The sequence below is a fragment of the Pseudoalteromonas sp. Bsw20308 genome (genome assembly GCF_000310105.2).
GTDB lineage: Bacteria > Pseudomonadota > Gammaproteobacteria > Enterobacterales > Alteromonadaceae > Pseudoalteromonas > Pseudoalteromonas fuliginea.
Map to the genome: position 1 here is coordinate 375,845 of NZ_CP013139.1, position 23,166 is coordinate 399,010.

Sequence of the window (23,166 nt, forward strand, 5' to 3'; positions counted from 1 at the left end):
ATCAAAAAAGGAGCTAAATTAGCTCCTTTTTTACATCATTTTTTAATTGATGGCCAAACAAACCCTGTAGTATCCGGCGCTTGAGAAGATGTTTCTCTCGGTGCACTTTTTGGGCTACGAATAGGTTTGTTATTTATAGTGTGAATATAAAGTGCTTCCACTTTATCGCGAGCCCAAGGCGTTTTACGCAAAAACTTTAAACTCGATTTAATGCTCGGTTGATCAGTAAAGCATTTGATTTTTACTTGCTCGCCAAGTGTTCTCCAGCCAAGTCGCTGTTCTAACTCAACAAGTATTTGTTCTAACGTTACCCCATGTAAAGGGTTTTTAGGTTGATTATCCATAGCCATACTACTTATTTAAACTGCGTGCATTGTAGCTCAAATCAGCTTTTAGCGCTAATTCACAGTGATTGTTTTAGGAACTGTTGGGTAAATAGCATTACCTTGCTTATCTATTTTAAGCCAAATGAGTTGGCTGTTACTGTGTTGGGGTGTTTTAGCACCACACAAAAGTGTAAAAGAGTGAACTTGTATTAATGCCCCTTCGCTATAGCGTTTGTTGTCGTACCAACAGTTAGCTTCTTCATTTACAAACTGGTTTGCATCAATAATTGAATGGGTTTTTAGCGTTGTTGCTTCACTAAGTATTGAATACGATAAGCTGCTAAAACAAAAGCATAGAATTAAAAAGTTACGCATTAGAGGCCTTTAAATAGGGAGGGTTAAAAATAATACATTAAGCTAAAAAACGTGCTAGTGTAAAGTACACAAAGTGATTTTAAGTATAAACTTAGTTATTCACAGAACAATAAAAAGGTGCACACAATGCAATTTAATCAAACAATGATCGAAGAATTCACACTATTAGCAAAATTCCCTCGCGACAGTAAAATGCAAGGTATTAAATTACATTCAGACGCAGAGCCAAGCTTACTTAGCGCAGCGCAACGTTTATTTGAAAAAGGGATTATAGATAGCCCAGATGGCGGATATTTAACTGATCTGGGCTTAGATTTAATTGAGCACGTTACGGTTATTCATAGCGCGCTGCAAAGTTAATCTAAATTGGCTTAATTTGCATCGGGTTGATTTTGCGGTGCAGCGTCATTAAATGCAGCTAATTTATTACAGTGTTCGTAAATGGCTGCAATTTTTGGATAAGCGCTCATATCTACGTTAAAACGAATTGCATTAAATACTTGCGGCACTAAACAAATGTCAGCAAGTGTTGGTTGGTCACCAAAGCAGTAGCCATCATTTTCGTTTAGCATCAGTTCTATTTTTTCAAAACCAACTTCTATCCAATGTCGATACCATTTATTTTTAGCCTCGTCATCAACACCTAATTCGTTTGATAAATACTTCAGCACGCGTAAATTATTAACAGGATGAATATCGCAAGCAATGGCAAAGCTTAAGTTTCTTATTTGCGCCTTTTGCCACGCAGTCCCTGTAATTAATGGCGATTGCGGATAAGTTTCATCTAGCCATTCCAGTATTGCAAGCGATTGTGCTAAAACACCATTATCGGTTTCAAGTGCAGGTAGTAACCCTTGCGGATTAGTCGCTAAGTATTCTTCCCCAAGCTGCTCCGATTTTAAAAGGTTAACAATAGCAAGTTCATGATCGATTGCTTTTAAGTTAAGCGCTATACGCACTCTATAAGCCGCTGATGAGCGAAAGTAGCTGTATAATTTCATAATTAATCCTGTGAACCTGTAAATTGTTTTTTAATAGTACGCCAGCAATCGGTGTAGTTTAGTTGGCGCTCTTTACCTTCTAATGCATATTTTGTCGGTGAAATTATATAGCGCGACTCAAACATAAAGGCCAATGTGTTTTCGTATTTTTGTGGTGTAAGCTCAGCGTTTGAGGCTTTTTCAAATACGTCGGCTTCAGGTCCATGTGGCGACATACAATTGTGTAAACTTGCGCCACCAGGTACAAAACCATGCTCTTTTGCATCATACACACCTTCAATCAAGCCCATAAATTCACTCATAATATTGCGGTGATAATAAGGCGGGCGAAATGTATTTTCGGCTACCATCCAACGCGGTGGAAATATCACAAAATCGACATTTGCCATACCCTCAGTAGCAGAAGGAGAGGTTAGCACAGTGAATATAGATGGATCGGGGTGATCAAAGCTCACTGTATTCATCACATTAAAACGCGATAAGTCGTATTTATAGGGCGCACTATTACCTGTCCATGCAACCACATCAAAAGGAGAGTGCTTAATTTCACAGCTAAATAAATTACCGTTAAATTTAGAAACAAGCTCAAAGTCACCTTCTTTATCTTCAAAGGCAGCAACGGGGTATTGAAAGTCTCTGTCGTTGGCATAACCGTTTGCACCAACAGGTCCTCGCTCGGCAAGCTCAAGAGCATGGCCATAATTTTCACAAATATAACCACGGGCTGTATCGTCAATTAAATCAACAGAGAACTTAATTCCTCTGGGAATTACAGCAATTTCACCTGGCTTAATGCTTAACTTACCGCACTCGGTGTGAATTAATAACTCACCTTGCTGAGGAACAAACAACATTTCGCCATCGGCATTGCAAAAGTAACGTCCTTGCATTGACCGATTAGCGACATATACATGAATGCCAATACCAGATTGCCCATTAGCATTGCCATTAGCTGCCATCGTTACCAAGCCATCAATAAAGTCAGTAGACTGTGAAGGCATATCAATAGGATTCCAACGTAGCATTGTTGGTGGTGTTACGGCTTCAGTGATTGGAGCTGTTCTTATTAGGCCGTTATCAATTGCTTGGTAATCTCCTTGCACTACAGACGGACGAAGACGGTAAAACCAAGTGCGGCGATTTGAAGCGCGAGGAGCCGTAAACGCAGTCGAACTAAATTGCTCGGTGTATAAATCGTATTTAACCTTTTGTGGGCTAAATTGCCCTATTGGCAGTGCACCGGGTAGCGCTTGTGTTTCAAATTCATTACCAAAACCGGTCATATAACTTAATTGTGTCGCCATTACTGACTCCTGTGAGAGGGGGTTGGTTTAATATTATTTTTATTTCAGTTAAGATACTCTCAAGTGAGACTAATATCAAATGTGCAAGTATGCACCTGCGTAAATATTAATGAACACCAAAGTAAGCCTTATAAAGCTGGGATAACCAAAAATGAAAATTGATTTAGCAACGTTTTTACCTTATCAATTAACGAATGTAGCAACACGTGTAAGTAACGACTTTGCCGAGGTTTATCAAACTAAGTACGGTTTAAATATTCCCCAGTGGCGAATACTTGCTAACTTAGCGCAGTATGGCCAGAGCAACGCAAAGGATTTATGCACGCAAGCAAACATGGATAAGTCGACAGTGTCGCGTGCGGTAAAAGTTTTAATAGATAAAGGTTTAGTGAAAAGTGAGTTAAATGCACAAGACAAACGCGCGGCCTTACTTGTACTGAGCAAAGCAGGGCAAAGCTTATATGAAAATATAGCGCCCGATGCACTGAATTGGGAAAAACAATTACTGAGCACTTTAACCAACGAAGAATACGGAGTATTAGTGAGTATTTTTGAAAAGTTAAATAATAAATTAAAAGCATAAAAAAGCCCACAAAGTGGGCTTTTAAAAAATGTATTTGTTTACAATTCTAAATTAGAAAGTGTAACGAACACCTACACGCATTTGCCATAAAGACGCATCAGATTGTACTGATGTATTTGCGTTGTTTTTGTTAAAGTCTGAGTATACGTAGCGGCCTTCTTCATCAATTGATGTTGAAATCATGCTAGCGCCTACGAAAGGACCTTTCTTAAGTACGCCCCAATCATCGTTTAACAGATTTGTAAGGTTATCAATTACGAAGAATGCTTCACCTTTGTGACCTTCCATAAAACCTGGAAGCTCTTGTGTCACTTTAAAGTTAAACTTAACAAACCAATCAGAGTTCTCTGCGTTACGGCTAGTCGTTTGACCACGTTTTAAACCATTTGATGCAATAAATTCATTGAATTCATTGATATCAGCAGCACTCATGTCGTAAACAACGTTAGGATCGTTTTCTAGTGGAACATACAATAGCTGGCGGTTGCCATTCCAGTTTGAGTCACCGAATTTGCTATCACTGCCATCAAATGTGTAGCTGTAAGGTAAGCCTTTATATGCTTCACCGAATAGGTTAAAGCGAGTAGCAAATCCATCAACAAACTCATGACTATAACCAAGAGTCATAGTAAAACGATGTGGGATTTCGTAATCAGATGAAGCAACACCTGGGTTACCTGGATCTGTTAGCGCAATATTACCGTAGTTAGAACCTGCTGTAGAGCTAGTCATTGGGTTAACATCATCAGAATCTGTGTATGCATAACCAAAGTTTACGCTCACACCATTATCAAACATCTTGCTAACCGCTAATGAGATAACCGATGAATCACCGCTATCACCAGTTACATTTGTAAGAAGGTATTCCTCCTTGCGACCTTCAATTGACTCGTAGATAGGGCGACCGTCAAAAGTATTTTCGCCGCTATCTTGAAGAGCGATGTCACGCGTTAATGCAGCGTCTCTTTTCTTAGAGTATAAGTAATCAAGTGAAATAACATACTCGTTTTCAGTTGTGTATGTTGCACCAAGTGAATACTTCCATTCTGAAGGAATTTCGAAGTCTGGGTCAACAGCGTTTGTTGCTGAATCACCTGAGCCGATTACAGTATTACCAACCTCATCAAATAATTGCTGAGGAACTTCAAAACCTGGTTTACCAGCATTTACATTAGCTGTATTGAATAAATCAATTTTATTATCGTCATCGCGAAGTAATGTACCAATGTTTGTTATACCATCATTCGAATATGAATTTGATAACCAAACGTTAGGATTACCGCCTGAGAACAAGCCAACGCCTGCACGTACTTCAAGTGCGTCTGTAGCGTACCATTGGAAGCCTACACGAGGTTGAATTAAATCAATACCATCAAATGTACTTTGGTTGCTGTAGCCATAGCGATCAGTAAAGTTTTGATTTAAGTTAGGTGCATCATCACTGGTGTATTTATCATAACGTAGACCAAACGTGATGTTTGCATCTAAATCAGTGAACGAGTACTCGTCTTGCACGTAAAATGTATGTTGAGCGTATGAAAAGCTCGCAGCAGCATCATTTGGATCATTCGTACCTGCCGCATTATTGTAGTAGATACGGTCGGCAAGACCTGCCTCAAAATTATTTATTGAGTCAAAACGATATTCACCTTCAGTATGCTGAACGAATAAGTTAAATACATCTAACTCTTCGAACTCATAACCAGCAGTAATTGTATGTTGATCAAGGTAGTAAGTACCTGCAACTTTAAATGTAGTTGTATCGTAATCTAAGTCATTTGATTGACGTGAATCATCTGGACCAATATAAACTGTACCACCATCGTCGGTACGAATTTGCATTTCACCAAAGCTGCTTGCTGCATCTAGTGATTGTACTGTTGCATCAAGCTCAGATTTACCAATTCGAACTTCAGTAGAGAAGTCATCTGACCAATCAGAGTAAACAGATGCAATGATTGAAGTGAATTCTGCACTTTGGTCATAAAAGTGGTTAGATAGTGATACACGGCTAGAGCCAGTATCAGACTGTGAAACAGTATTACCATCGTTGTAGTTGTAGATTAAGTTTGCGCGGTGATCTTCGTTGATGTTCCAATCTAGTTTAACTAGTATTTTTTCATCTTCAACAGGCATACTTGAAGGCATACCACCGGCATCATAACCGTAAACAGATTGAGAAATGCTCTGAATTCGAGAAATATCATCAGCAGTTACACTACCGCTGCTTAAACCATCGTAGTTAAACTGTTGAACGCCTTCAAGTTTTTCATATGAAGTGAATAAAAATAGTTTATCTTCAATTAGTGGAAGACCTACGTTGAAGCCGTAACGTTTTTCAGTATAGTTACCGTTATCAACGTCATCACCTTCAATTTTATCACCCTTGAAAGAGTCGCTAGTGTAATCATAGAAAACAGCGCCATGAACATCATTGCCACCAGATTTGGTTACTGCGTTGATGTTACACGATGTAAAACCACCGTATTGAACGTCAAACGGTGCAAGTTCAGCTGAAACTTGTTCAATTGAATCAAAAGAGAAAGGGGCGCGAATAGTTGGGTAACCATTTGAGCTTAAACCAAAGTTGTCGTTCATTCGAACGCCGTCTAGCGTTAAGCTGTTGTAGCGAGGGTTACCACCACCACAGTTAATTGAACCACGGCTATCATCGATTGTGATACGTGGGTCAATACGGATAATGTCTTTTAAATCACGGTTAATAGCTGGTGTATTTTCAAGATCAGTTAGCGTAAATGTAGACGCCGGACCAGTACCACCAGACATAGAGCTAATTGGCGCGCCAGAAACTACAATTTGTTCCATGCTTGATTGTGACTCAAGAGAAACGTTTACTGGGTAGTCGTTACCAATATTAAGAATAATGTTATTGAATTCTTGGTCTGCATATACATCAGAATCAACAATTACTTTATAAGGACCGCCAACACGTAGGCCTTTGGCTGTGAAATAACCAGCGTCATTTACTTCAGTTGTTTTTACTGATCCAGAAGGCACGTGTAAAATTGTTACTTTAGTGCCGGCTGCTGGGTTGCCATTAGGCCCCATTACTTGACCTTTAATTGCAGAGGTCGTTTCGTTAGCCATTGCAGCGCCACTTACACCAACACATGCTGCAATAGCAAGTGAAAGAGCTGTTTTGCGTAATTGAGTTTTCATTTAATTTTCCCGTGTAGTTAATAATTAAATTTTTATATTTTTATTTTAAATTTTGAAAAATAAACAGTCGAAGTTCATTTATTCAAAATCCGTTACTAGTGTACCTCATTTATTCGTTACAAATAAAATACAACTGCAATATATTTTTAATAAATAGTACTATTTTTGTCTATTTGAGTGTTTTTTTGAGCAATAACTCTATATCGGGGTATATATTACGCGGGCTTTATGACAAACATGTGAAATTATAGGGAGGAATATGAAAAAACCCATTACAAATTGCAATGGGTTTATTGTGATTTACAAATAACTTAACACGTTATTTGTATTGTTTTTAAGGCTTAAAATTTGTAGCTGATACCAACTTTAGCCTGCCAAGCTGATGACGATGAACTGATTTGCGAGTAATTACGCACATCCGCACCGCCAAAACTGTTGTCTATTTTATATCTGCCTTGATCATCAAGACCACCAAAGTCATAAATAGTTTGGTTAGAGTAACCTAAGCGCTTTTCTATACCCCAGTCACTGTTTAAAAGGTTTGCGAAGTTATCAATCATAAAGTAAACCTCACCACTGTGACCTTGTGCAAAGCCAGGTATTTCTTGCTTGATGCTTACATCCATGGTTGTTACCCAAGGCTGAGTTGCTGTGTTTTTACCTAAAATACCACCACGTTGAGATATACCAGCACGCTCTAATAACGGTTCTAACTCAGCCCAAGTCATTTTAGAATCAGCCCAATTTACATTCGGATCATCAGCACCTGTAGGAATATAAGGTAAGTAGGCACCATTAGAGAATAAAGAGCTTGTATCTCCTAAATCACCTTTTTTATACATATTCATAGTATAACTAAATGGGCGACCTGAACGACGCTCAAAATACACGTTAAATTTAGTAGCATATCCTTCAAAAATTTCAGTGTTATATGCTAAGTTAATTTTAAAGCTGTGCTCAACTTCGTAAAAGCCACGTGCTGCAATATCTTCATTACGATTTACTGTAATATTGTGCTTATAGTTACCTTCTGCCTGAGAGGCTGAACCTGCTGATGATTCTGTAACATCTTGGTGAGCATAGCTTGCCGATACAAACAGGCCATTGTCCCATTGTTTAGCAATACCCGTTGAAATAATAATTGAACGACCATCATCCGATGAATTAGTCATTTCTATGTCAACATTATCGCCACTGTAAATACTTTGATTGATAACACGTTCGCCGTCCGCTGCTAAGCCTACTGGGTTAATAGACGAATTATGCCATACCGCTTCATTCTCTTTTTTATGATAAGCAATCTCTGCTTGCCATTTAAAGCCATCACCTAATAGTTCAGAATCAAACTCATATTCAAAACCTATTTGAGTACGAATGCTTGAAGGCAATTTAAAGTCAGGGTCGATATACGCAACGCTACCAGCACCTTGCTCTAATGTATTTTTTATTTCATCAGGAACCTGAGTAATATCAGCTGTGTTATTTGCATAGTAATCATTAATTACATCGTTTTGTGCTGATACTAAAGTAATGCCATCACTTTGGAATGAATTGTTATACCAAACATTTGGAATGCCGCCTTGGAAACGACCAATACCACCATTAATAGTAAGCGCTTCTGTTACGTAGTACTTAAAGCCAACACGAGGAAGTATAATATCTAGGCCATCAAGATTTTCTTGGTTAGTAAAGCCATACGTATTAGCAAAGTTTTCATTTAGAGTTGGTTTATCATCAGATGATAAGCGCTCATAACGAATACCTGCTGTAACTTCTAAATCGTCACCTACATAAAAAGTATCTTCTATGTAAAGCGCTAGCTGGTTACGTCTTACATCATATGCTGTATCAGCTGAATCATTAGTGTAAGCATTTTGATAAGAGAAATCATAAGAACCAATTTCACGGTTTTCAAAATTTTCTAAGCTATCAAATTTCCACGTTCCAAGAGAGTTTTGAGCAAACAAGTTATATAAACGAAGTGACTCGTACTGAGCTCCAAAGTTTATTTCATGCTCATCCATTAAATACGTAGCGTCTAACGTAAAAGTTAGGTTTTGTGTTTCTGAACGGTTTGCATGGCGGTATTGATCTGTACCAAAGTTGTAAGAAGGACCATTTCGACCGTCTTCCTCAACAGTAATGCTTCCTAAGTTAGAGCGAGTTGCGCTATCAGAGGTAACATCTTTATACGACACACCAATTTCTGTTGAAAAGTTTTCAGACCAATCAGAGTAAAGTTTAGATGAAAAGTTATTAAACTTAGTTACGTATGCATAAGTGCTTGAAACTAAGGCTATATTATCACCGCCAGTGCTAGAGTTACGCTCATCTTGGTCGTCTTGCCATTGATAAGTGAAATCTAAACGATGGTCATCACTTGCGTTCCAGCTTAATTTAACAAGCAAGTTTTTGTTTGTATCTTCTGGCGCACCGGCTAATGAATCAGTTAAGCCGTATTCATTATTTAAGATAGAGATAAAACGATTATAGTTAGCTTCAGAAGTATTAAATTCATTTGAAGCACCAGAGCCGTCAAAGCCGTAATCTAGATCTAATTCACTTGACCATTCTGCATAGTTAACAAAGTAAAACAGTTCATCAGCAATAATCGCTCCACCAACGTTAAAACCAAATCTTTCTTCAGTTTTAATCGGCTCTACTTTATTTGTAGAGTAAGTTTTATGACCTAGCTCATCAAGATCGTCTTCTTGTACAATATTATCAACATCGCCAGCTATCTCAGGAGTAGATATTTCGTAAAAGCCAGAAAATTTGAACTCATTTGTACCAGATTTTGTTACTGCGTTAATAGTACCGCCACCAAAGTTACCTTTAGAAGCTGAGAAAGGAGATACATCAACAGAAACTTGTTCAATAGCATCAAGTGCTACAGGAGGCTGAGAAGTAGGGTAGCCACCAAAGTTCAAGCCAAAGTCATCATTTTGACCAATACCGTCAACGGTTAAACCGTTAGTACGAGGGTTACTACCTGCAAACGTTAGCTCACCATTACCATTAATACTGGCAAGTGGGTTTAAGCGCGCAATATCTTTAATGTCGCGATTAAAGCTTGGCATATTTTCAATAGTGTCAGAGCCAAATGTACTGCTAGAGCCACCTGATTGTTGAACAATCTTATAACCAGACACTTCAATCTTTTCGATGTTTAGCGGAGCTAGCTGTGAGCTTAAACGGTAAGTTTCACCAAGGTTTAAGTAGATATTTTCAACCGTTGTGTCGTTAAACGTATCAGAATCGATGATCACCATGTAAGGACCACCTACACGTAAACCATTAGCGATAAACGTACCACTTTCGTTTGTAGTGAGCTCGCTAATAGTTCCCGTTGGTTGGTGAACTACTTTGATTTTAACGTTTGCAGCACTGCCACCTGAAGGCGTTGTGATTTTACCACGCATTGCAGATGAAGTATCAGCAGCCATTGCGCTTGTAGAAACACCTAGAGCTAAAATTACCGCTCCAGTTAATTTCGAAAGGCGAAGCTTAGTCATAATGTTGATTTCCCGTGTGTAGGTTATATAAATTTAATACAGCTTATTTGTCAGTCGTCATTTTCAGCGCCGTTTCTAACTCTTTTGCAGAAGGGTCAAATAAGGCATTTAGTAATCCAGCTAGTCGAATACCCGCTTGTTGTAAGCGTGTTTTTACAATTGGAGTGTTGTTATAAATGTAGCTATAACCAATTTCATCGTTGGTATATTTATAAATTTTTGTTGCTAAATTATGAGATTCTTCAACCCAAGTTTTAGGTGAGCTTTGTAAATACTCAGCAATTAGTTCTTTATTGTTTGTATCAATAAATTGTGCAAATTCGGTGTAAGACAAGTTCTGGTTTTCGATTAACTTAGTATCCCAAAGGCTGTGAAGGTTTGTTTCTTCGTTAAAAAATGAAACCTTGATACGGTTACCACCTCTGTCTTCACCTCGACCGGCATGAAAGGGCTGATGGCTATCGCCTACTAAATGCACTAAAAAACGCAAACTGAACTGCTTAGCATCTAAGGTGCTATTTTTATCAGTGAGCGTTTGCATTGAATAGTGAATGCCCTCTAGGATATTACTTACAGATTCTTTGTTTTTAGTGTGATCGTGATTGAAGCTGAAAGTTTTTCCTGGTGCTGCGTTAATGTAATGCCAACGAGATGATTTCTTTTGCCAAAAGTCGCCAGGAGCAGAGCGCATTTCATCAGGCCACGTTGATATTTGCGCAAGTGACTCACCATCAAGGTAGGGTTGTATTGCCGTTTTTGTTGTTTCGCTTATATGAGATTCTGCAATCTTCCCTACAATACGATGGCCATTTTGACCCCAAGCGTATGAGTTAGTGCTTGTGAATATTGCACTAATCAAAAGCAAAGAAGATATCGAGTATTTTATATTGTTATGCATTAGAACTTCCTAAATGAATATTTCATGGGGTTGCTATAAGCTAATGCGGTCAATTGTCCTCACTTTTAATGTTGATAGGAAGGACTTATTAAAATTCATACTTTCTTATTCACTTGTGATTAAAATCAATAGCTTATAATTAACAGGTAAAATTACTTGTTGTAATAAGTAAGTAAAGTTGTTCAAATACAATATATGATTTATTTTTGAGTGGCACTGCGTTGAATTTGAAAAATATCGTGTTACATAAAACGTTAATTGTTACATTTTTGTTTGTTTTATTGGTCGTTACGTGGGTTTGTGGACAAGTTAGTGTGTATAACGATGATTTGCATTTCCCAGTTATGATCGAAACCTCAACAGAGTGTCAAACAACAGCAACAAGTAATAAAAGCCAATTGATTGTTTTTACGCAATCAAAAAAAATAGCCAAGTTATTAACACAAAATTTGTGTTCTGATAACGTAGTGTCTAAGCAGTATGGCTCTGTAAAAGGATATTGGGGGTATAGAACGGCAGACAGCTTTGAGTTTGTTGGTAAAGGTATTGCTGATTTAATTTTGGCTAAAAATAATATTATGGCAGCCTTTAAAGCAGAGTCGACCTATAACTACCAGCCTGTTGTTGGCTTTTCTGACTACACGGCCTTTTTTATATCTTCTAAAGAAAAACCTCGAATCACAAAACAATACTTTTTAGATAAGCGCATAGGTTTGCTTGATTATCCGACCAGCCGCTCAGGGCATATTTTACCAAAGCAGACGTTTAAAGAGTTGGATATAAATTTAGCTAATTTGAAAATCACTTATGCTAGCTCTCATAACGAATTACGTGATTTACTCGCCGACGGAAAAGTAGATATTATTGCCTCGTTTTGGAAAGAGAGCGACGAAAAACGTTTTTCTAAAAACTATATTACGCCATTGAGTAATAACATTTCAGGAACAAGATGGTACTTAAAAATGCAGCAAAACAATACTGATTTATTGTGTGCAGTGCAAGCAAATTTACTTGATATGTCTAAAGATCAAAGTTTGCATTACTATCAAAACGTACAGCCATTTTGGAGTTGCGGTACTAGTTCAGTAAACTTAAAAGAGGAAGTTAGTGATGAGTAAATATAAACAACTGCTTGTTTTATTTTGCTTGTTTTTAACTTTATCGTCTGTTTTTTATATTTCTGTAACTCAAAAAAACCAGCAAGTAACTAAACAAAAAATAACGCAGATAGAAAGGCAAATAGCACTAGATTTACCATTACTTGATTTACCAAATGAGCTGCTTAAGCATTCAGGTAATAAAGATGCAGTTAACAGCTATATCAAAATCTTAAATAGCTACATTAATATGAGTGGGCTTAAAGTTGTTGCTATTGCACCAAAAAGCGAAATGGCAACACCTATAAACTCAAGCCAAATAATACGTAATTTGAGCACAAATAACGGACTCGTATTAGTTGTTTTTAGTGTTAAACACATTCACTTTCCGCTGAGTCATTTTATTTATTATTTTATATTTTTGGTATTAAGTGTGTTGATTAGTTTTTGGGTAAAGTTTGCGTTTATTAAACAAAGCAATAAGCAGTTTAATAATGCAAAGCATCAATCAATTGTAGAGCCTACGCCGCTGATACTTATTGTTGATCTTAACGATAAAACATTATCTAGTAGTTGTAACCCAGAACAAAAAATATGTTTAGCCAATAAGCCATTGTGCTTTTATTTAGCACTTATAGAGTATTGTACAAATAACGATGATGTAGCACTTAGTCATAATAAAGATGTACCAGAGGAGCTGCTAGAGCTTGCTAACAAGTATTTTTATAGGTTAGTCCAACTTGGTCACACAGTTAGAAAAAGACCAAACTTTAATAATAGTCTTGAAAAAACGTTGAGTGAAATACGTGCGGCACTAGATGAAGTACTTAACGAATGCCCTGAAGAGAAAGAATTATATTATCCACCAAAAGCGTATGGTGAGGGCTCTCGCTCTCGTTTGCATAGTTATGGGCTGGCAAATATTAGAAAAGGCAATATCGAAATAAGAGGAAAGTAGCTTGGCTACTTTCCTCTTATTATCTTTATTTACTTAGGAGCAAACTCAGCCGTTTTAAGAGGGCTGTTTTTTGATATAAAGTCTTGAAGGGCTTGGGCATCTGTTTCATCTGTACTAACAAACCCCTTTTTATTTGTAAGGGCAGGGTAGCCATCACCGCCTGATGCGTTATAGCTATTTAGACTCATTCTATACGTATTATGTTTATTAAAAGGCTGGCCATTAATAAGCACATTAACTAGCTGTCCATCTTTACGCTCAAACGATAGTTTATGGTATTGCAAATAAGCACCTGCATCCGGTGGGAAGCTCGTTACTGTATTTAAATAATCCCATAAATCACTGCCTTGCCAATCCATATAAGTAATGCGATTTTTAAAAGGATGTACTTTTAAAATATCTTTATAGCTTACTTCACCAGCATCAATTGAGCTGCGAATGCCACCACCACTTATCAGTCCAAAGTCTGCACCCACTACATCCATTTGCGCTTGAATAATTACGCGTGCAAGATTTGTTTGTTGATAGCGGACTTTGTTTCTGTCACCTTCTAAACGAGCATCTACTTCACCAATGGTACCTTCAATTTGTTTAGCGCCTTTAGCTTGGTATACCGCTAAATAAGATTCAAGTTTTGAGTCTGGTTTAATGTACTCGTTTGCTAAGACTGCTTTAGTAGAACCATCAGCTTGTACTTTATCAACATATAAATTAACTGGCATAAGTTTGTAGTCAAGTAATGTTAATTTACCGTTTTCAAGTTTAAACTCAGCTTTACCCACATACTTACCCCATTCATGGGCCTGCATAATGTAAGTACCGTTTTGCTGGTCTGGTTTACAGGCAAGGCCTGGTTTAAAGTTATCGTCATTTACATTTTTATCACTCATACACACAGGTTCTTGTGAGTGACCACCAATGATCATATCAAGCGTGTTTGCAGGAAGTGAGCGGGCAAGCGTTACATCGCCTGGTGCGTTAATACCAAAGCTAGCATCAACATAATGACCCATATGAGTCAGGGCGATTGTAATGTCAGGATTGTACTTAGCTTTTATTTCTTTAGCTAGTTTTGCGGTAACGTCAACAGGGTCTTTAAACTCTAAGTGCCCAATATACTGAGGATTACCAATTTTAGCTGTGTCGGTTGTTGTTAATCCAATAACGGCAATAGTTAAGCCATTTTTTTTGAATATTTTATAGCTATCAAACGCGTGCTCGCCTGTCTCTTTTTCAAATATATTGGCTGATAAAAAAGGAAAGTTCACCCATTTTTGCTGTTGCTTTAAAACATCAATAGGGTTGTCGAATTCGTGATTACCCAATGCCATTGCATCGTAACCAATCAGCGACATTCCTTTAAAGTCAGGTTCTGCTTTTTGTAAGTCTGACTCAGGAATACCCGTATTAATATCACCACCAGAGAGTAGTAAAACGGCATGACCTTGTTTGTTCGCTTCAGCTCGAAGCGAATCAATAAGCGTTTTACGTGCAGCCATGCCGTATTCGCCTTTTTCATTGTGCCAAAAACGTCCATGGTTATCATTTGTATGTAGAACAGTTAAGTATTGAGTTGAGGGACTACTAGTTGATGATGAAGTGCAACCAAGTACACTAAGAATAATTGAGAATAAAATAATAATACGCATAAAATACCTATGGATTAAGGTCTACTTAATTTATTGAGCGGGTAGTTTAAACTAGTTTAATCCTAAAAAAACGTACTTATTTACATTTTATTTAGAAGGTGCAGTTAATTGATTTGTGGCGGCACGTTCTCGACGCCTTAATTCGGTATTCGCATATTCCCGCTTGCTGTGATTAGTACCTATCATCCATGTTAAAAAGCTCGCCGGTAGTTTTGTGTATGGTTCACCTTTGTGTAAACCAAAGTCGCAAATCGTTTGTTTAGTGTGTGGCATTGTTAGATCCTGTTGTTTGTGTTTTTTTAAAGTAACAAAAAGTAGTCACGCTTTTTAGATGATTTATTTGTAAATAATTAAATTTATATAGCTAAAAAGCATATAAATAATGATGTATGTAATTAATTTGTTATCAACACGGTCTGATTTGTATCAACTCGCACTTTAGAATCGATTTTAATCGCCTATGGTATTAATGTGTTAACGTATTAACTACTTATCTAAAAAATATAACAACAGGAATGTAACATGAAAAAACTTTTACTTGGCTCAGTACTCGCTGCAGCAAGTTTTACAAGCACCGCTACTATTGTCGAAATGAACACGAGCCAAGGTGTGATAGAAATTAACCTTTTTGATCAACAAACACCTAAAACAGTCGAAAATTTTTTAAGTTATGTTCAAGATGATTCATATAACGAAACAGTGATTCACCGCTCTGTCAGTAATTTCGTTATTCAAGGTGGTGGATTTACATTTTCTGATTCATTAGACGCGATTACGACAAAGCCTACTGTAATAAATGAGCCGGTTTTTTCTAATGTTAAGGGTACAATTGCTATGGCTAAATTATCAGGTGATGCTAATAGCGCGACAAGCCAGTGGTTTTTCAATATCACCGATAACAGTGCTGCACTTGATACGCAAAATGGTGGTTTTACTGTGTTCGGACAAATTACTGCAGCGAGTCAATCTACTTTAGATAAAATTGCAGCTTTGGTGCACTGTGGTGAAACTCCAGTTGTTGATATTACTGCTGAACAATGTTCAAGCAATGACGTAACGATTAGCAGTGCTAATTTAGTGACTATTCAAAGCGTAACTGTAATGGATGATGACCCGAATTCTTCAGCAGGGCTTACAGTCACTGCAAATACGTTAATTGACGCTGACACATCAACAGATTCAGGTAGTAGCTCTGGCGGCGGGTTAATTTGGCTTTTAGGTGCTTTTTTACTTGCGTTACCTCGTGTAAAACGTGCTAAATAATTAAAATTAACGGTAATGTGGATGGCGTAAACCAGCCGTCCACATTACTATTATTAAACTTTGCTATTTAAAATAATATTCGCCAAACCATCGCAAGCCAAATTGAAAACACACAAATACAACCCAGTAAAAACACGTTAAAACGTGCGCGTACGTTATTTTTACCTAAATGAATAACACTATGCACAATTCGTGTTGCTACAAATAAACAGGCCAATATAGCCACAAGTGTACTGGCGCTACTTAGTTGTAGTGCAAGTAAACATCCCGCGTAAAAAAGTACAGGTATTTCAAACTGATTCGAAAAGTTCCTATCTGCAACCCTAATAGTGTCGCCAGCCTTATCTAACTGCATTGTTTTAAAATCGCTTAAATCTAGTTGTTTATTTTTAGCTGCTGCAAAGCGCCTTTTACCCATAATGAGCATAACAACCAGTGAAAGTGTAACTTGTGTGAACATGGCAAGTATGATGATTTTTTCCATTATTTTTCCTTATTATTATTTAGAGTTTGTGTATCTTTTGATATTGAATGATTTCTAATCTTGTAAGGTTTTCAGATTCCCAATCTAATATTCGATTATGAAGTCATTTTTCACAATGTGTTACACAAAATAGCGTTATTTTGTAGAAAGTTATTAATTGAAAATGTTAGTTTAGCTTAACTATATTGCTTTGAATTGGCGCACGCTATTTTGCGCAATACTTTTTAATGGAAAACAAAAATGAAAAAGATTATTGGTTTTAGTGCCATCGCACTTGCAGTTTTAAGTGGTTGTTCAAATACGGCTTCGGTTTCAGTGGCGCCTCAGGCCTCTTTACTATCAGATACGTTAGTCGTAAGTCCTAACGATAACCGCGAATATAAAACACTTAAGCTGGCAAACGACATTGAAGTTATTTTAGTGTCAGATCCAGGTGCTGAAAAGTCAGCAGCGGCACTAAGTGTAGGTGTTGGTTTACTGCACGACCCGATGTCGCAGCAAGGTATGGCGCATTATTTAGAGCACATGCTGTTTTTAGGCACAGATCGTTACCCAGATACAAAAGGGTATTCTGATTTTATGACCAAAAATGGTGGCGCGCACAACGCGTATACGTGGCTCGATATTACCAATTACATGTTTAAAATTAATAACGACGCGTTTGATGAAGGATTAGATCGTTTTGCCGATTTTTTCAAAGCGCCAAAGCTATACCCAGAATACACAGACAAAGAAAAAAATGCAGTGAACGCAGAGTGGTCAATGCGCCGCGAAATGGACTTTTTTGGACAATTTAAACTCGCGCGTAAAATGATGGGCGATCACCCAGCTAATCGCTTTTTAATTGGTAACCTAGAAACCCTTGGCGATAAAGAAAACAGTTCACTTCATAAAGAAACGGTTGATTTTTATAATAAATACTACTCTTCAAATATTATGAAAGTTGCGCTTATTTCTAATTTACCTATTGCTGAAATGGAGCAAAAAGCGCAAAAATACTTTGCTGACATAAAAAATAAAAATATCGAAAAACCAACAGTGACTGCAAAACTTGATTTTGATAACGCTGGCGGAAAACGCGTGTTTTATGCACCAAATGAAGATGTAAAACAGCTGCAACTTGATTTCACCATTGCTAATAATAATAGTGAATTTGCACTTAAACCAAACCGATTTGTAGCGTATTTACTAAGTAATGAAATGCCGGGCAGCCCAGCGCAACTTCTTCGTGATAAAGGGTGGGTATCTCAGCTTTCAGCTTCAGCTGCACCAAATCAATATGGCAACTACGGTTCGTTAAATGTAAATGTAGAGCTTACAGATGAAGGCATGAAAAATCGTGACGAAATAGTTGCAACTATCATGCAGTACATCGACCTAATTAAAAAAGAAGGCGTTGATAGCAAGTACTTCAACGAAATTCGTACTTCCCTTAATAACCAATTTAAGTTTTTAGAAAAAGGTGATGAATTTAATTATGTAAGCTCACTTACACAAAGTATGCAAGATTATCCGTTAAATCACGCTATTAATGCACCTTATTATTATGCAAAGTTTGACGCTGACGCTGTAAACAATGTACTTGAGCAGTTAAATGCCGATACCCTTCGTATTTGGTATGTATCGCAGCAAGAAGAGACTGACTCACAACTACACTTTTACGACGGTAAATACCGCATCAGTGACATTAGCGATGATGAAATTGCCAGCTGGAAAAAACCAAGCGAATTTAAGTTAGCACTACCAACAGTAAACAATTTATTGCCTGAAAATTTTGCAATAAAAACGCAAGCATTTAAAGAGCAAAAACACCCAGAACTTGCTTACGATAAAAATGGTGTAAAAGTATGGCGCCAAGCAAGTCAAAAATTTGCAGAGCAGCCAAAAGGGCTTGTCGAAGTTTATATAAATACTCAACCCGGTTTGAACGATATTAAAGCAGAAGTCCTTTATTCTGTTTGGGCTGATTTATATAATATTCAACAAAGTCAGTTAAGTACCGAAGCAGCAATCGCCGGTATGAGCGTAAGCTTAGCACCGAGTAATGGTCTTGTTTTATCTATGAGTGGTTTTACAGATAAGCAAGATGTATTGCTTAAACAAGCTTTAACCGGGTTAAAAGCCGATGAAACAGCACAAGCATTTAGCCAAGCGGTAGATCGTTTTAAACGTAATTTACTAAACCAACAAAAGCAGTTTCCGTATGCACAAGCATTTGGCGAGTATTCAAAACTAACGCGTACAGGTGGCTTTGATACAGATGCGCTTATAAAAGCCGCTGACTCACTGAGTGTTGCCGACTTAGCACAATTAAAAACAGCTACGTTTGCACAAAACGATTTACGCGTATTTAGTTACGGTAACTACGATCAGCAAGATATTGACGCGATTGCACAAGAGTTAAGTGCAACATTACCAAGTAATCATAAGCGCAGTGAATTTGCACGAAGCAAAGCGTGGTTGCCACAACCGGGCGAAACGCTGGTACTGCAAAAAGATATTGATGTAGCCGATGTAGCGGTGGTTGATATGACCGTTCATCCTGTTGCGGGTTACAAACAAAAAGCAGAAGCAGCTGTATTACAAAGCCACTTTAGAACAGTTGCGTTTGATAAAATGCGTACTGAGGAGCAACTTGCATACGCAGTAGGTGCGTTAGCTCGCCCAATTGAAGATTACTCAGCAATTGGTTTGTATATCCAAACACCGGTTAAAGGACCAAAAGAAATACAAGCTCGTTTTGATAAGTTTAAAAAAGAATACGCAGTTGAACTCGATAACATGAGCGAAGAGACTTTTGAGCAGCTGAAAAACTCTACCCTTGTATCACTTAAAGAGCAGCCTAAAAACTTAAGTGACGAAATGAGCCCACTTATAAACGATTGGTACCGTGAAAACTTTACCTTTGATTCTAAGCAAAAGCTGATTGATGAAGTTGAAAAAGTAACGCTTGCAGATATAAAAGACTACTACAAGCAAACAATGCTTAACCCTAATGCTGCACGTTTAAATGTGCAATTACGCGGGACTAAGTTTATAGAAAGTGACTTTGCCGATTTACCAAATCAAACTAAAATCACAACGCTTGATGCCTATTACAATGGCATCAAGTTACAAAAGTAATACGCTCTGTTATATGTAAAGTGAAACCGGTGCAAATGTACTGGTTTTACTTTTATACACTAACTCTTCACTTCTAAAATCGTTATTTTTAATATTTATATTTTAATGGTTTAGCTAAAAGTTTATTATTTTTACTAGGGCGTGTTGACCTGTGTGGATTGAAATTTTTTCAATCTAGAGGCGATTAAATCGCGGCGCATGTTTGGTATTTATGCTTCGTTATCGCCTATTTATGGGGAATAAACACCATACGCTCTGCCTTGCTTAAAAACCAAACATATTGCTGGAAATTAAGCCACCAAAGATCACATGCCCTAATGCAAATTCTAATTTTTCCGTAAATAATACCAACCTGTGTAAATATTTTAACAATTTATCGAATTAAATCACTCTACAGTGTTGTTAAAAATTTTTATTTAGAACAACTAGATACAAAAATTTTTGCCTAGTTCTAGCGAAATTTTCTTATCGTTAAATAGACCCCATATATGATCAGATTGGTATAACCTGAACTCCGGTTAAAATATTTACTAACGTATTGAATTAAAGTGATATTTAAATTTATTTTCTCTAGCCAGCCTATTGCAAGTAAATTCAACGCAGTTAGCGTTGAAAATAGCTGAGCGAGATAGATTTATTATCCAGAGTTCAGGTTAAATAATAAGGAAAAGTTCGGTTTATCCATTTACTCATCAACAGTAACTTCTGCTAGCATGCGTCATCGGAACCTACCTTGAATATTCGTAAAATCCATAAGAAACTTGTTTTAACCTCCACAAGTTAACATTTGTTAACGAATAGTAATTTTGTATCTTATTTTTTAATTTAAATATTGGCTTGCAATTAGTACCTTAAGAAGGTAAATTGCCGTCCCCTTCAAACTATAAGCCTGCTTTTATTTTTGAATGTAGTTATAAAGTGCTGGTATTTTTTTGTGGGTAAGTAATTTAAATAAATTAATGAGAAAAAATAATGATTGGAAAATTTAAAATATTACCGCTTGCTGCGATAATGTTAACGGGTTCAATGCATGCAGATGCAGTTGTTATTAAAAACGCAGGCTTTGAAAGTGGCCTAACATATTGGACGATAATTGATGACGCACGTGCATCAATTATAAGTAATTCTGGTACGCAATCTCTGCAATTAATGGGCTCACCAGCGCGCGTACACCAATGGATTGACGTTGAAAAAAATACAGATTACATTCTTACAGGCTATGTAAATGGTTCTGGTAAGTTTGGTGTTAATAATGGTTATGATGTAGTAAAAAAAGTAGTGTTTGATGTGAGCAAATGGCGTAAAGCTGTTGTTCCATTTAATTCTAAGTCACGTTCTAGAATTCAAGTTTACACTAAATTTAATGACGAATTCCAGCATGGTTACTTTGATGATATACAAATAGTTAGAGCTGATTCTATACCTACAAACCCAACTGAACCAACTCCTGTTCCAGAACAGTGTGGCGTGACTAAGTTAGAAGTTATCGAAGCTAGCGATGATGGTTCGTATAACAACAACTACTCACCAGAAAAAGCGATCGATGGATTTTTAACTAACTCTTCACGTTGGTCTTCAAAGGGCGACGGTAAGTGGATCCAGTTTGATTTAGGTGGCGAAACTACGATTGACAGTATTAAAACAGCGTGGTTATCAGGCGACAAGCGTACTGCTTACTTTGATATTGAAACGTCACTAGACGGTGAAAACTGGACTCCTGTAGTAACAGATGCTAAATCTCAAGGTGATGACTCGCTTAATAAAGATGATTTAGGCGATGTTTACGCTCGCTTTGTACGAGTTGTGGGTTACGGTAATAGCTCATCTGAAGACTCACAATGGAATAGCTTACTAGATGTAGAAGTATATGGTTGTGATGAACTTAAAGAAAGTCCAATTGAAACGCCTACTGAACCAACAGAACCAACAGAACCAACAGAGCCACCAGCTTCCTGCCCAATTACACGCTTAAGCGCTTCAGCTACTGATGATGGTTCATCAAGCGGTAATTATAAGCCAAGTCTTGCTGTAGATAATTCTTTGAAAGACTCTTCTCGTTGGTCTTCTAAAGGTAACGGTAAATGGTTACAGTTAGATTTAGGTGGCGAGACAACAATTGATTCAATTCAAACTGCTTGGTACTCAGCGGATAAGCGCACAGCTTATTTTGACATTGCTGCGTCATTAGATGGTGTTAACTGGGATTCAATTCTTACGGGTGGAGAGTCCAAAGGAAATGAACAGCTAAATGAGAATAATTTAGGCGACGTATATACTCGCTTTATTCGAGTTATAGGCCAAGGAAATAGCTCTTCTGAAGATTCTCAATGGAATAGCTTACTAGAAGCACAACTTTACGGTTGTGGTGAATTAGTAGATAGCCCAATTGAATTGCCAACAGAGCCTACGGAACCAACAGAGCCAACAGAGCCTACGGAACCAACAGATCCTGGTGAGTCAATTCCAGATTTAGTTATTCCTGAAAACATCACTAATGGTTCACTTTTTGATCTAGAGGGGAGTGACCCAAGAATTAACGACTCTACTTTAGTATTTCTTGCACTTGAAGAGCAAGTGACTACGCCTAACGGTAACGGTTGGCGTCATGAGTACAAAATCAAAGAAAGCAAACGTATTGCGATGACGGATACGTACGAAGAGTTCCAAGCAACTATTAAAGTTGACCTTTCTAAAGGTGGTAAAACAATCGTTGCGCAGCATCACGCAGGTGATACTGGTACGATTATGAAACTTTACGTTTCTGATACTGATGAGCCTGGTTTCTCTGATAGTAAAGCTGAAAACGGTATATTCGATGTGTACGTTCGAATTCTTAATAAGAGCGGTAAAGAAGAGAAAAAAGCCCTAGGTACTATTAAGACCGGTGATTCATTTACTTTCCACGTATTAAATGATTACGGTGTGGTAAAAGTATCTGCTTTTGGTAAGGACTTAGAAACTGAAGTTGAAGATGATTCAAAGTCATACTTCAAATTTGGTAACTACTTACAATCACAATACCCTGAAGGCACAGATAATTGTGGAAAACATGGTGATTCTTCAAGCTTTAAAAAGTGTTTTGAGAAAATTGGGATTACAACGTCTAAAATTACAATGACAGACGTAACATACGTTCGTAAAACAAAATAATTTTTACGAATAACGAATCTAAACCCGTATAGCGTTTGCTATACGGGTTTTTTTATATTTAAATTTATTAACTTAGCCATTTATTTATTTGTTAATTGCCTTGGCAGTGAGCCTCAGCCTTTAAAACTTATTAACCTAGCCGTTTATGTATTTGTTACTTATCTTCGCAGTGATCCTCAAGTTTTTTATATTGGTACGTGTAATCATGAAGGCATATCTAATCTACTTTATTTGGCTATCTGCTTAAAATGATATTATTT

Annotated in this window: 17 protein-coding genes; 7 read left to right on the top strand and 10 right to left on the bottom strand. The window is 37.3% G+C overall.

Translation table 11 applies throughout. The annotated features are described in order from the left end of the window. Window positions 1-35 precede the first annotated feature (35 nt). Entirely contained in the window at window positions 36-344 is a 309-nt protein-coding gene (locus tag D172_RS18910) for a VF530 family DNA-binding protein (protein WP_033023078.1), read from the bottom strand. Between the two features lie 54 nt (window positions 345-398). Then, window positions 399-701: a DUF1496 domain-containing protein gene (locus D172_RS18915; protein WP_007375552.1), complete on the bottom strand. Its 303-nt coding sequence runs from the start codon at window positions 699-701 to the stop codon at window positions 399-401. Between the two features lie 126 nt (window positions 702-827). Here D172_RS18915 and D172_RS18920 point away from each other — a divergent pair, with 126 nt between their 5' ends. Further along, entirely contained in the window at window positions 828-1,061 is a 234-nt protein-coding gene (locus D172_RS18920) for a TIGR02647 family protein (protein ID WP_007375551.1), read from the top strand. An 11-nt stretch (window positions 1,062-1,072) separates the two neighbouring features. Here D172_RS18920 and maiA read toward each other — a convergent pair whose 3' ends face one another. Next, window positions 1,073-1,702, bottom strand: a complete 630-nt coding sequence (maiA, locus tag D172_RS18925; protein ID WP_007375550.1) for a maleylacetoacetate isomerase — start codon at window positions 1,700-1,702, stop codon at window positions 1,073-1,075. A gap of 2 nt (window positions 1,703-1,704) precedes the next feature. After that, complete coding sequence (gene hmgA / locus D172_RS18930) at window positions 1,705-3,006, bottom strand: homogentisate 1,2-dioxygenase (RefSeq protein WP_007375549.1); 1,302 nt, start codon at window positions 3,004-3,006, stop codon at window positions 1,705-1,707. A 151-nt stretch (window positions 3,007-3,157) separates the two neighbouring features. Here hmgA and D172_RS18935 point away from each other — a divergent pair, with 151 nt between their 5' ends. After that, window positions 3,158-3,589 carry a MarR family winged helix-turn-helix transcriptional regulator gene (locus tag D172_RS18935; RefSeq protein WP_007375548.1) on the top strand — a complete coding sequence of 144 codons (432 nt, stop codon included), beginning with the start codon at window positions 3,158-3,160 and terminating at the stop codon, window positions 3,587-3,589. 51 nt (window positions 3,590-3,640) lie between these two features. Here D172_RS18935 and D172_RS18940 read toward each other — a convergent pair whose 3' ends face one another. The 3 genes from D172_RS18940 to D172_RS18950 all read right to left on the bottom strand — a co-directional run bounded on the left by D172_RS18940 (window position 3,641) and on the right by D172_RS18950 (window position 11,182). Then, window positions 3,641-6,769, bottom strand: coding sequence for a TonB-dependent receptor (locus tag D172_RS18940; protein ID WP_007375547.1), 3,129 nt, complete (start codon window positions 6,767-6,769; stop codon window positions 3,641-3,643). 341 nt (window positions 6,770-7,110) lie between these two features. After that, window positions 7,111-10,284: a TonB-dependent receptor gene (locus D172_RS18945; protein ID WP_007375546.1), complete on the bottom strand. Its 3,174-nt coding sequence runs from the start codon at window positions 10,282-10,284 to the stop codon at window positions 7,111-7,113. A 43-nt stretch (window positions 10,285-10,327) separates the two neighbouring features. Then, on the bottom strand, window positions 10,328-11,182 hold the full coding sequence (locus D172_RS18950) for a S1/P1 nuclease (RefSeq protein ID WP_007375545.1): 855 nt from the start codon (window positions 11,180-11,182) through the stop codon (window positions 10,328-10,330). A 221-nt stretch (window positions 11,183-11,403) separates the two neighbouring features. Here D172_RS18950 and D172_RS18955 point away from each other — a divergent pair, with 221 nt between their 5' ends. Beyond that, window positions 11,404-12,300: a hypothetical protein gene (locus tag D172_RS18955; protein WP_188085299.1), complete on the top strand. Its 897-nt coding sequence runs from the start codon at window positions 11,404-11,406 to the stop codon at window positions 12,298-12,300. Beyond that, window positions 12,293-13,237 (top strand): hypothetical protein, encoded by a 945-nt coding sequence (locus D172_RS18960; RefSeq protein WP_007375543.1) that lies wholly within the window; start codon window positions 12,293-12,295, stop codon window positions 13,235-13,237. Before D172_RS18955 ends, D172_RS18960 begins: the two co-directional genes overlap by 8 nt. A 29-nt stretch (window positions 13,238-13,266) precedes the next feature. Here the strand turns inward: D172_RS18960 and ushA are convergent, their stop codons facing one another. Together ushA and D172_RS18970 are read right to left on the bottom strand one after the other, a co-directional pair. Beyond that, complete coding sequence (gene ushA, locus D172_RS18965; protein ID WP_007375542.1) at window positions 13,267-14,886, bottom strand: bifunctional UDP-sugar hydrolase/5'-nucleotidase UshA; 1,620 nt, start codon at window positions 14,884-14,886, stop codon at window positions 13,267-13,269. 87 nt (window positions 14,887-14,973) lie between these two features. Then, a complete protein-coding gene (locus D172_RS18970) occupies window positions 14,974-15,159 on the bottom strand; it encodes a hypothetical protein (protein ID WP_007375541.1) in 186 nt (61 codons plus the stop codon). A 249-nt stretch (window positions 15,160-15,408) separates the two neighbouring features. Between D172_RS18970 and D172_RS18975 the strand changes: the two genes are divergently transcribed. Then, window positions 15,409-16,149, top strand: a complete 741-nt coding sequence (locus tag D172_RS18975) for a peptidylprolyl isomerase (protein WP_007375540.1) — start codon at window positions 15,409-15,411, stop codon at window positions 16,147-16,149. Window positions 16,150-16,216: 67 nt separating this feature from the next. Here D172_RS18975 and D172_RS18980 read toward each other — a convergent pair whose 3' ends face one another. After that, window positions 16,217-16,633, bottom strand: a complete 417-nt coding sequence (locus D172_RS18980) for an MAPEG family protein (protein ID WP_007375539.1) — start codon at window positions 16,631-16,633, stop codon at window positions 16,217-16,219. Window positions 16,634-16,873: 240 nt separating this feature from the next. On the opposite strand from D172_RS18980, the gene D172_RS18985 reads away from it, so the two are divergent. Together D172_RS18985 and D172_RS18990 are read left to right on the top strand one after the other, a co-directional pair. Beyond that, complete coding sequence (locus D172_RS18985; protein WP_007375538.1) at window positions 16,874-19,756, top strand: insulinase family protein; 2,883 nt, start codon at window positions 16,874-16,876, stop codon at window positions 19,754-19,756. 972 nt (window positions 19,757-20,728) lie between these two features. Further along, window positions 20,729-22,906, top strand: coding sequence for a discoidin domain-containing protein (locus tag D172_RS18990; RefSeq protein ID WP_007375537.1), 2,178 nt, complete (start codon window positions 20,729-20,731; stop codon window positions 22,904-22,906). The last annotated feature ends 260 nt before the right edge of the window (window positions 22,907-23,166 follow it).

Bases quoted from the DNA above. Each gene is read 5' to 3' on its own strand.
- D172_RS18910 (WP_033023078.1), bottom strand. From the start codon at position 344: ATGGATAATCAACCTAAAAACCCTTTACATGGGGTAACGTTAGAACAA.
- D172_RS18915 (WP_007375552.1), bottom strand. From the start codon at position 701: ATGCGTAACTTTTTAATTCTATGCTTTTGTTTTAGCAGCTTATCGTAT.
- D172_RS18920 (WP_007375551.1), top strand. From the start codon at position 828: ATGCAATTTAATCAAACAATGATCGAAGAATTCACACTATTAGCAAAA.
- maiA (WP_007375550.1), bottom strand. From the start codon at position 1,702: ATGAAATTATACAGCTACTTTCGCTCATCAGCGGCTTATAGAGTGCGT.
- hmgA (WP_007375549.1), bottom strand. From the start codon at position 3,006: ATGGCGACACAATTAAGTTATATGACCGGTTTTGGTAATGAATTTGAA.
- D172_RS18935 (WP_007375548.1), top strand. From the start codon at position 3,158: ATGAAAATTGATTTAGCAACGTTTTTACCTTATCAATTAACGAATGTA.
- D172_RS18940 (WP_007375547.1), bottom strand. From the start codon at position 6,769: ATGAAAACTCAATTACGCAAAACAGCTCTTTCACTTGCTATTGCAGCA.
- D172_RS18945 (WP_007375546.1), bottom strand. From the start codon at position 10,284: ATGACTAAGCTTCGCCTTTCGAAATTAACTGGAGCGGTAATTTTAGCT.
- D172_RS18950 (WP_007375545.1), bottom strand. From the start codon at position 11,182: ATGCATAACAATATAAAATACTCGATATCTTCTTTGCTTTTGATTAGT.
- D172_RS18960 (WP_007375543.1), top strand. From the start codon at position 12,293: ATGAGTAAATATAAACAACTGCTTGTTTTATTTTGCTTGTTTTTAACT.
- ushA (WP_007375542.1), bottom strand. From the start codon at position 14,886: ATGCGTATTATTATTTTATTCTCAATTATTCTTAGTGTACTTGGTTGC.
- D172_RS18970 (WP_007375541.1), bottom strand. From the start codon at position 15,159: ATGCCACACACTAAACAAACGATTTGCGACTTTGGTTTACACAAAGGT.
- D172_RS18975 (WP_007375540.1), top strand. From the start codon at position 15,409: ATGAAAAAACTTTTACTTGGCTCAGTACTCGCTGCAGCAAGTTTTACA.
- D172_RS18980 (WP_007375539.1), bottom strand. From the start codon at position 16,633: ATGGAAAAAATCATCATACTTGCCATGTTCACACAAGTTACACTTTCA.
- D172_RS18985 (WP_007375538.1), top strand. From the start codon at position 16,874: ATGAAAAAGATTATTGGTTTTAGTGCCATCGCACTTGCAGTTTTAAGT.
- D172_RS18990 (WP_007375537.1), top strand. From the start codon at position 20,729: ATGATTGGAAAATTTAAAATATTACCGCTTGCTGCGATAATGTTAACG.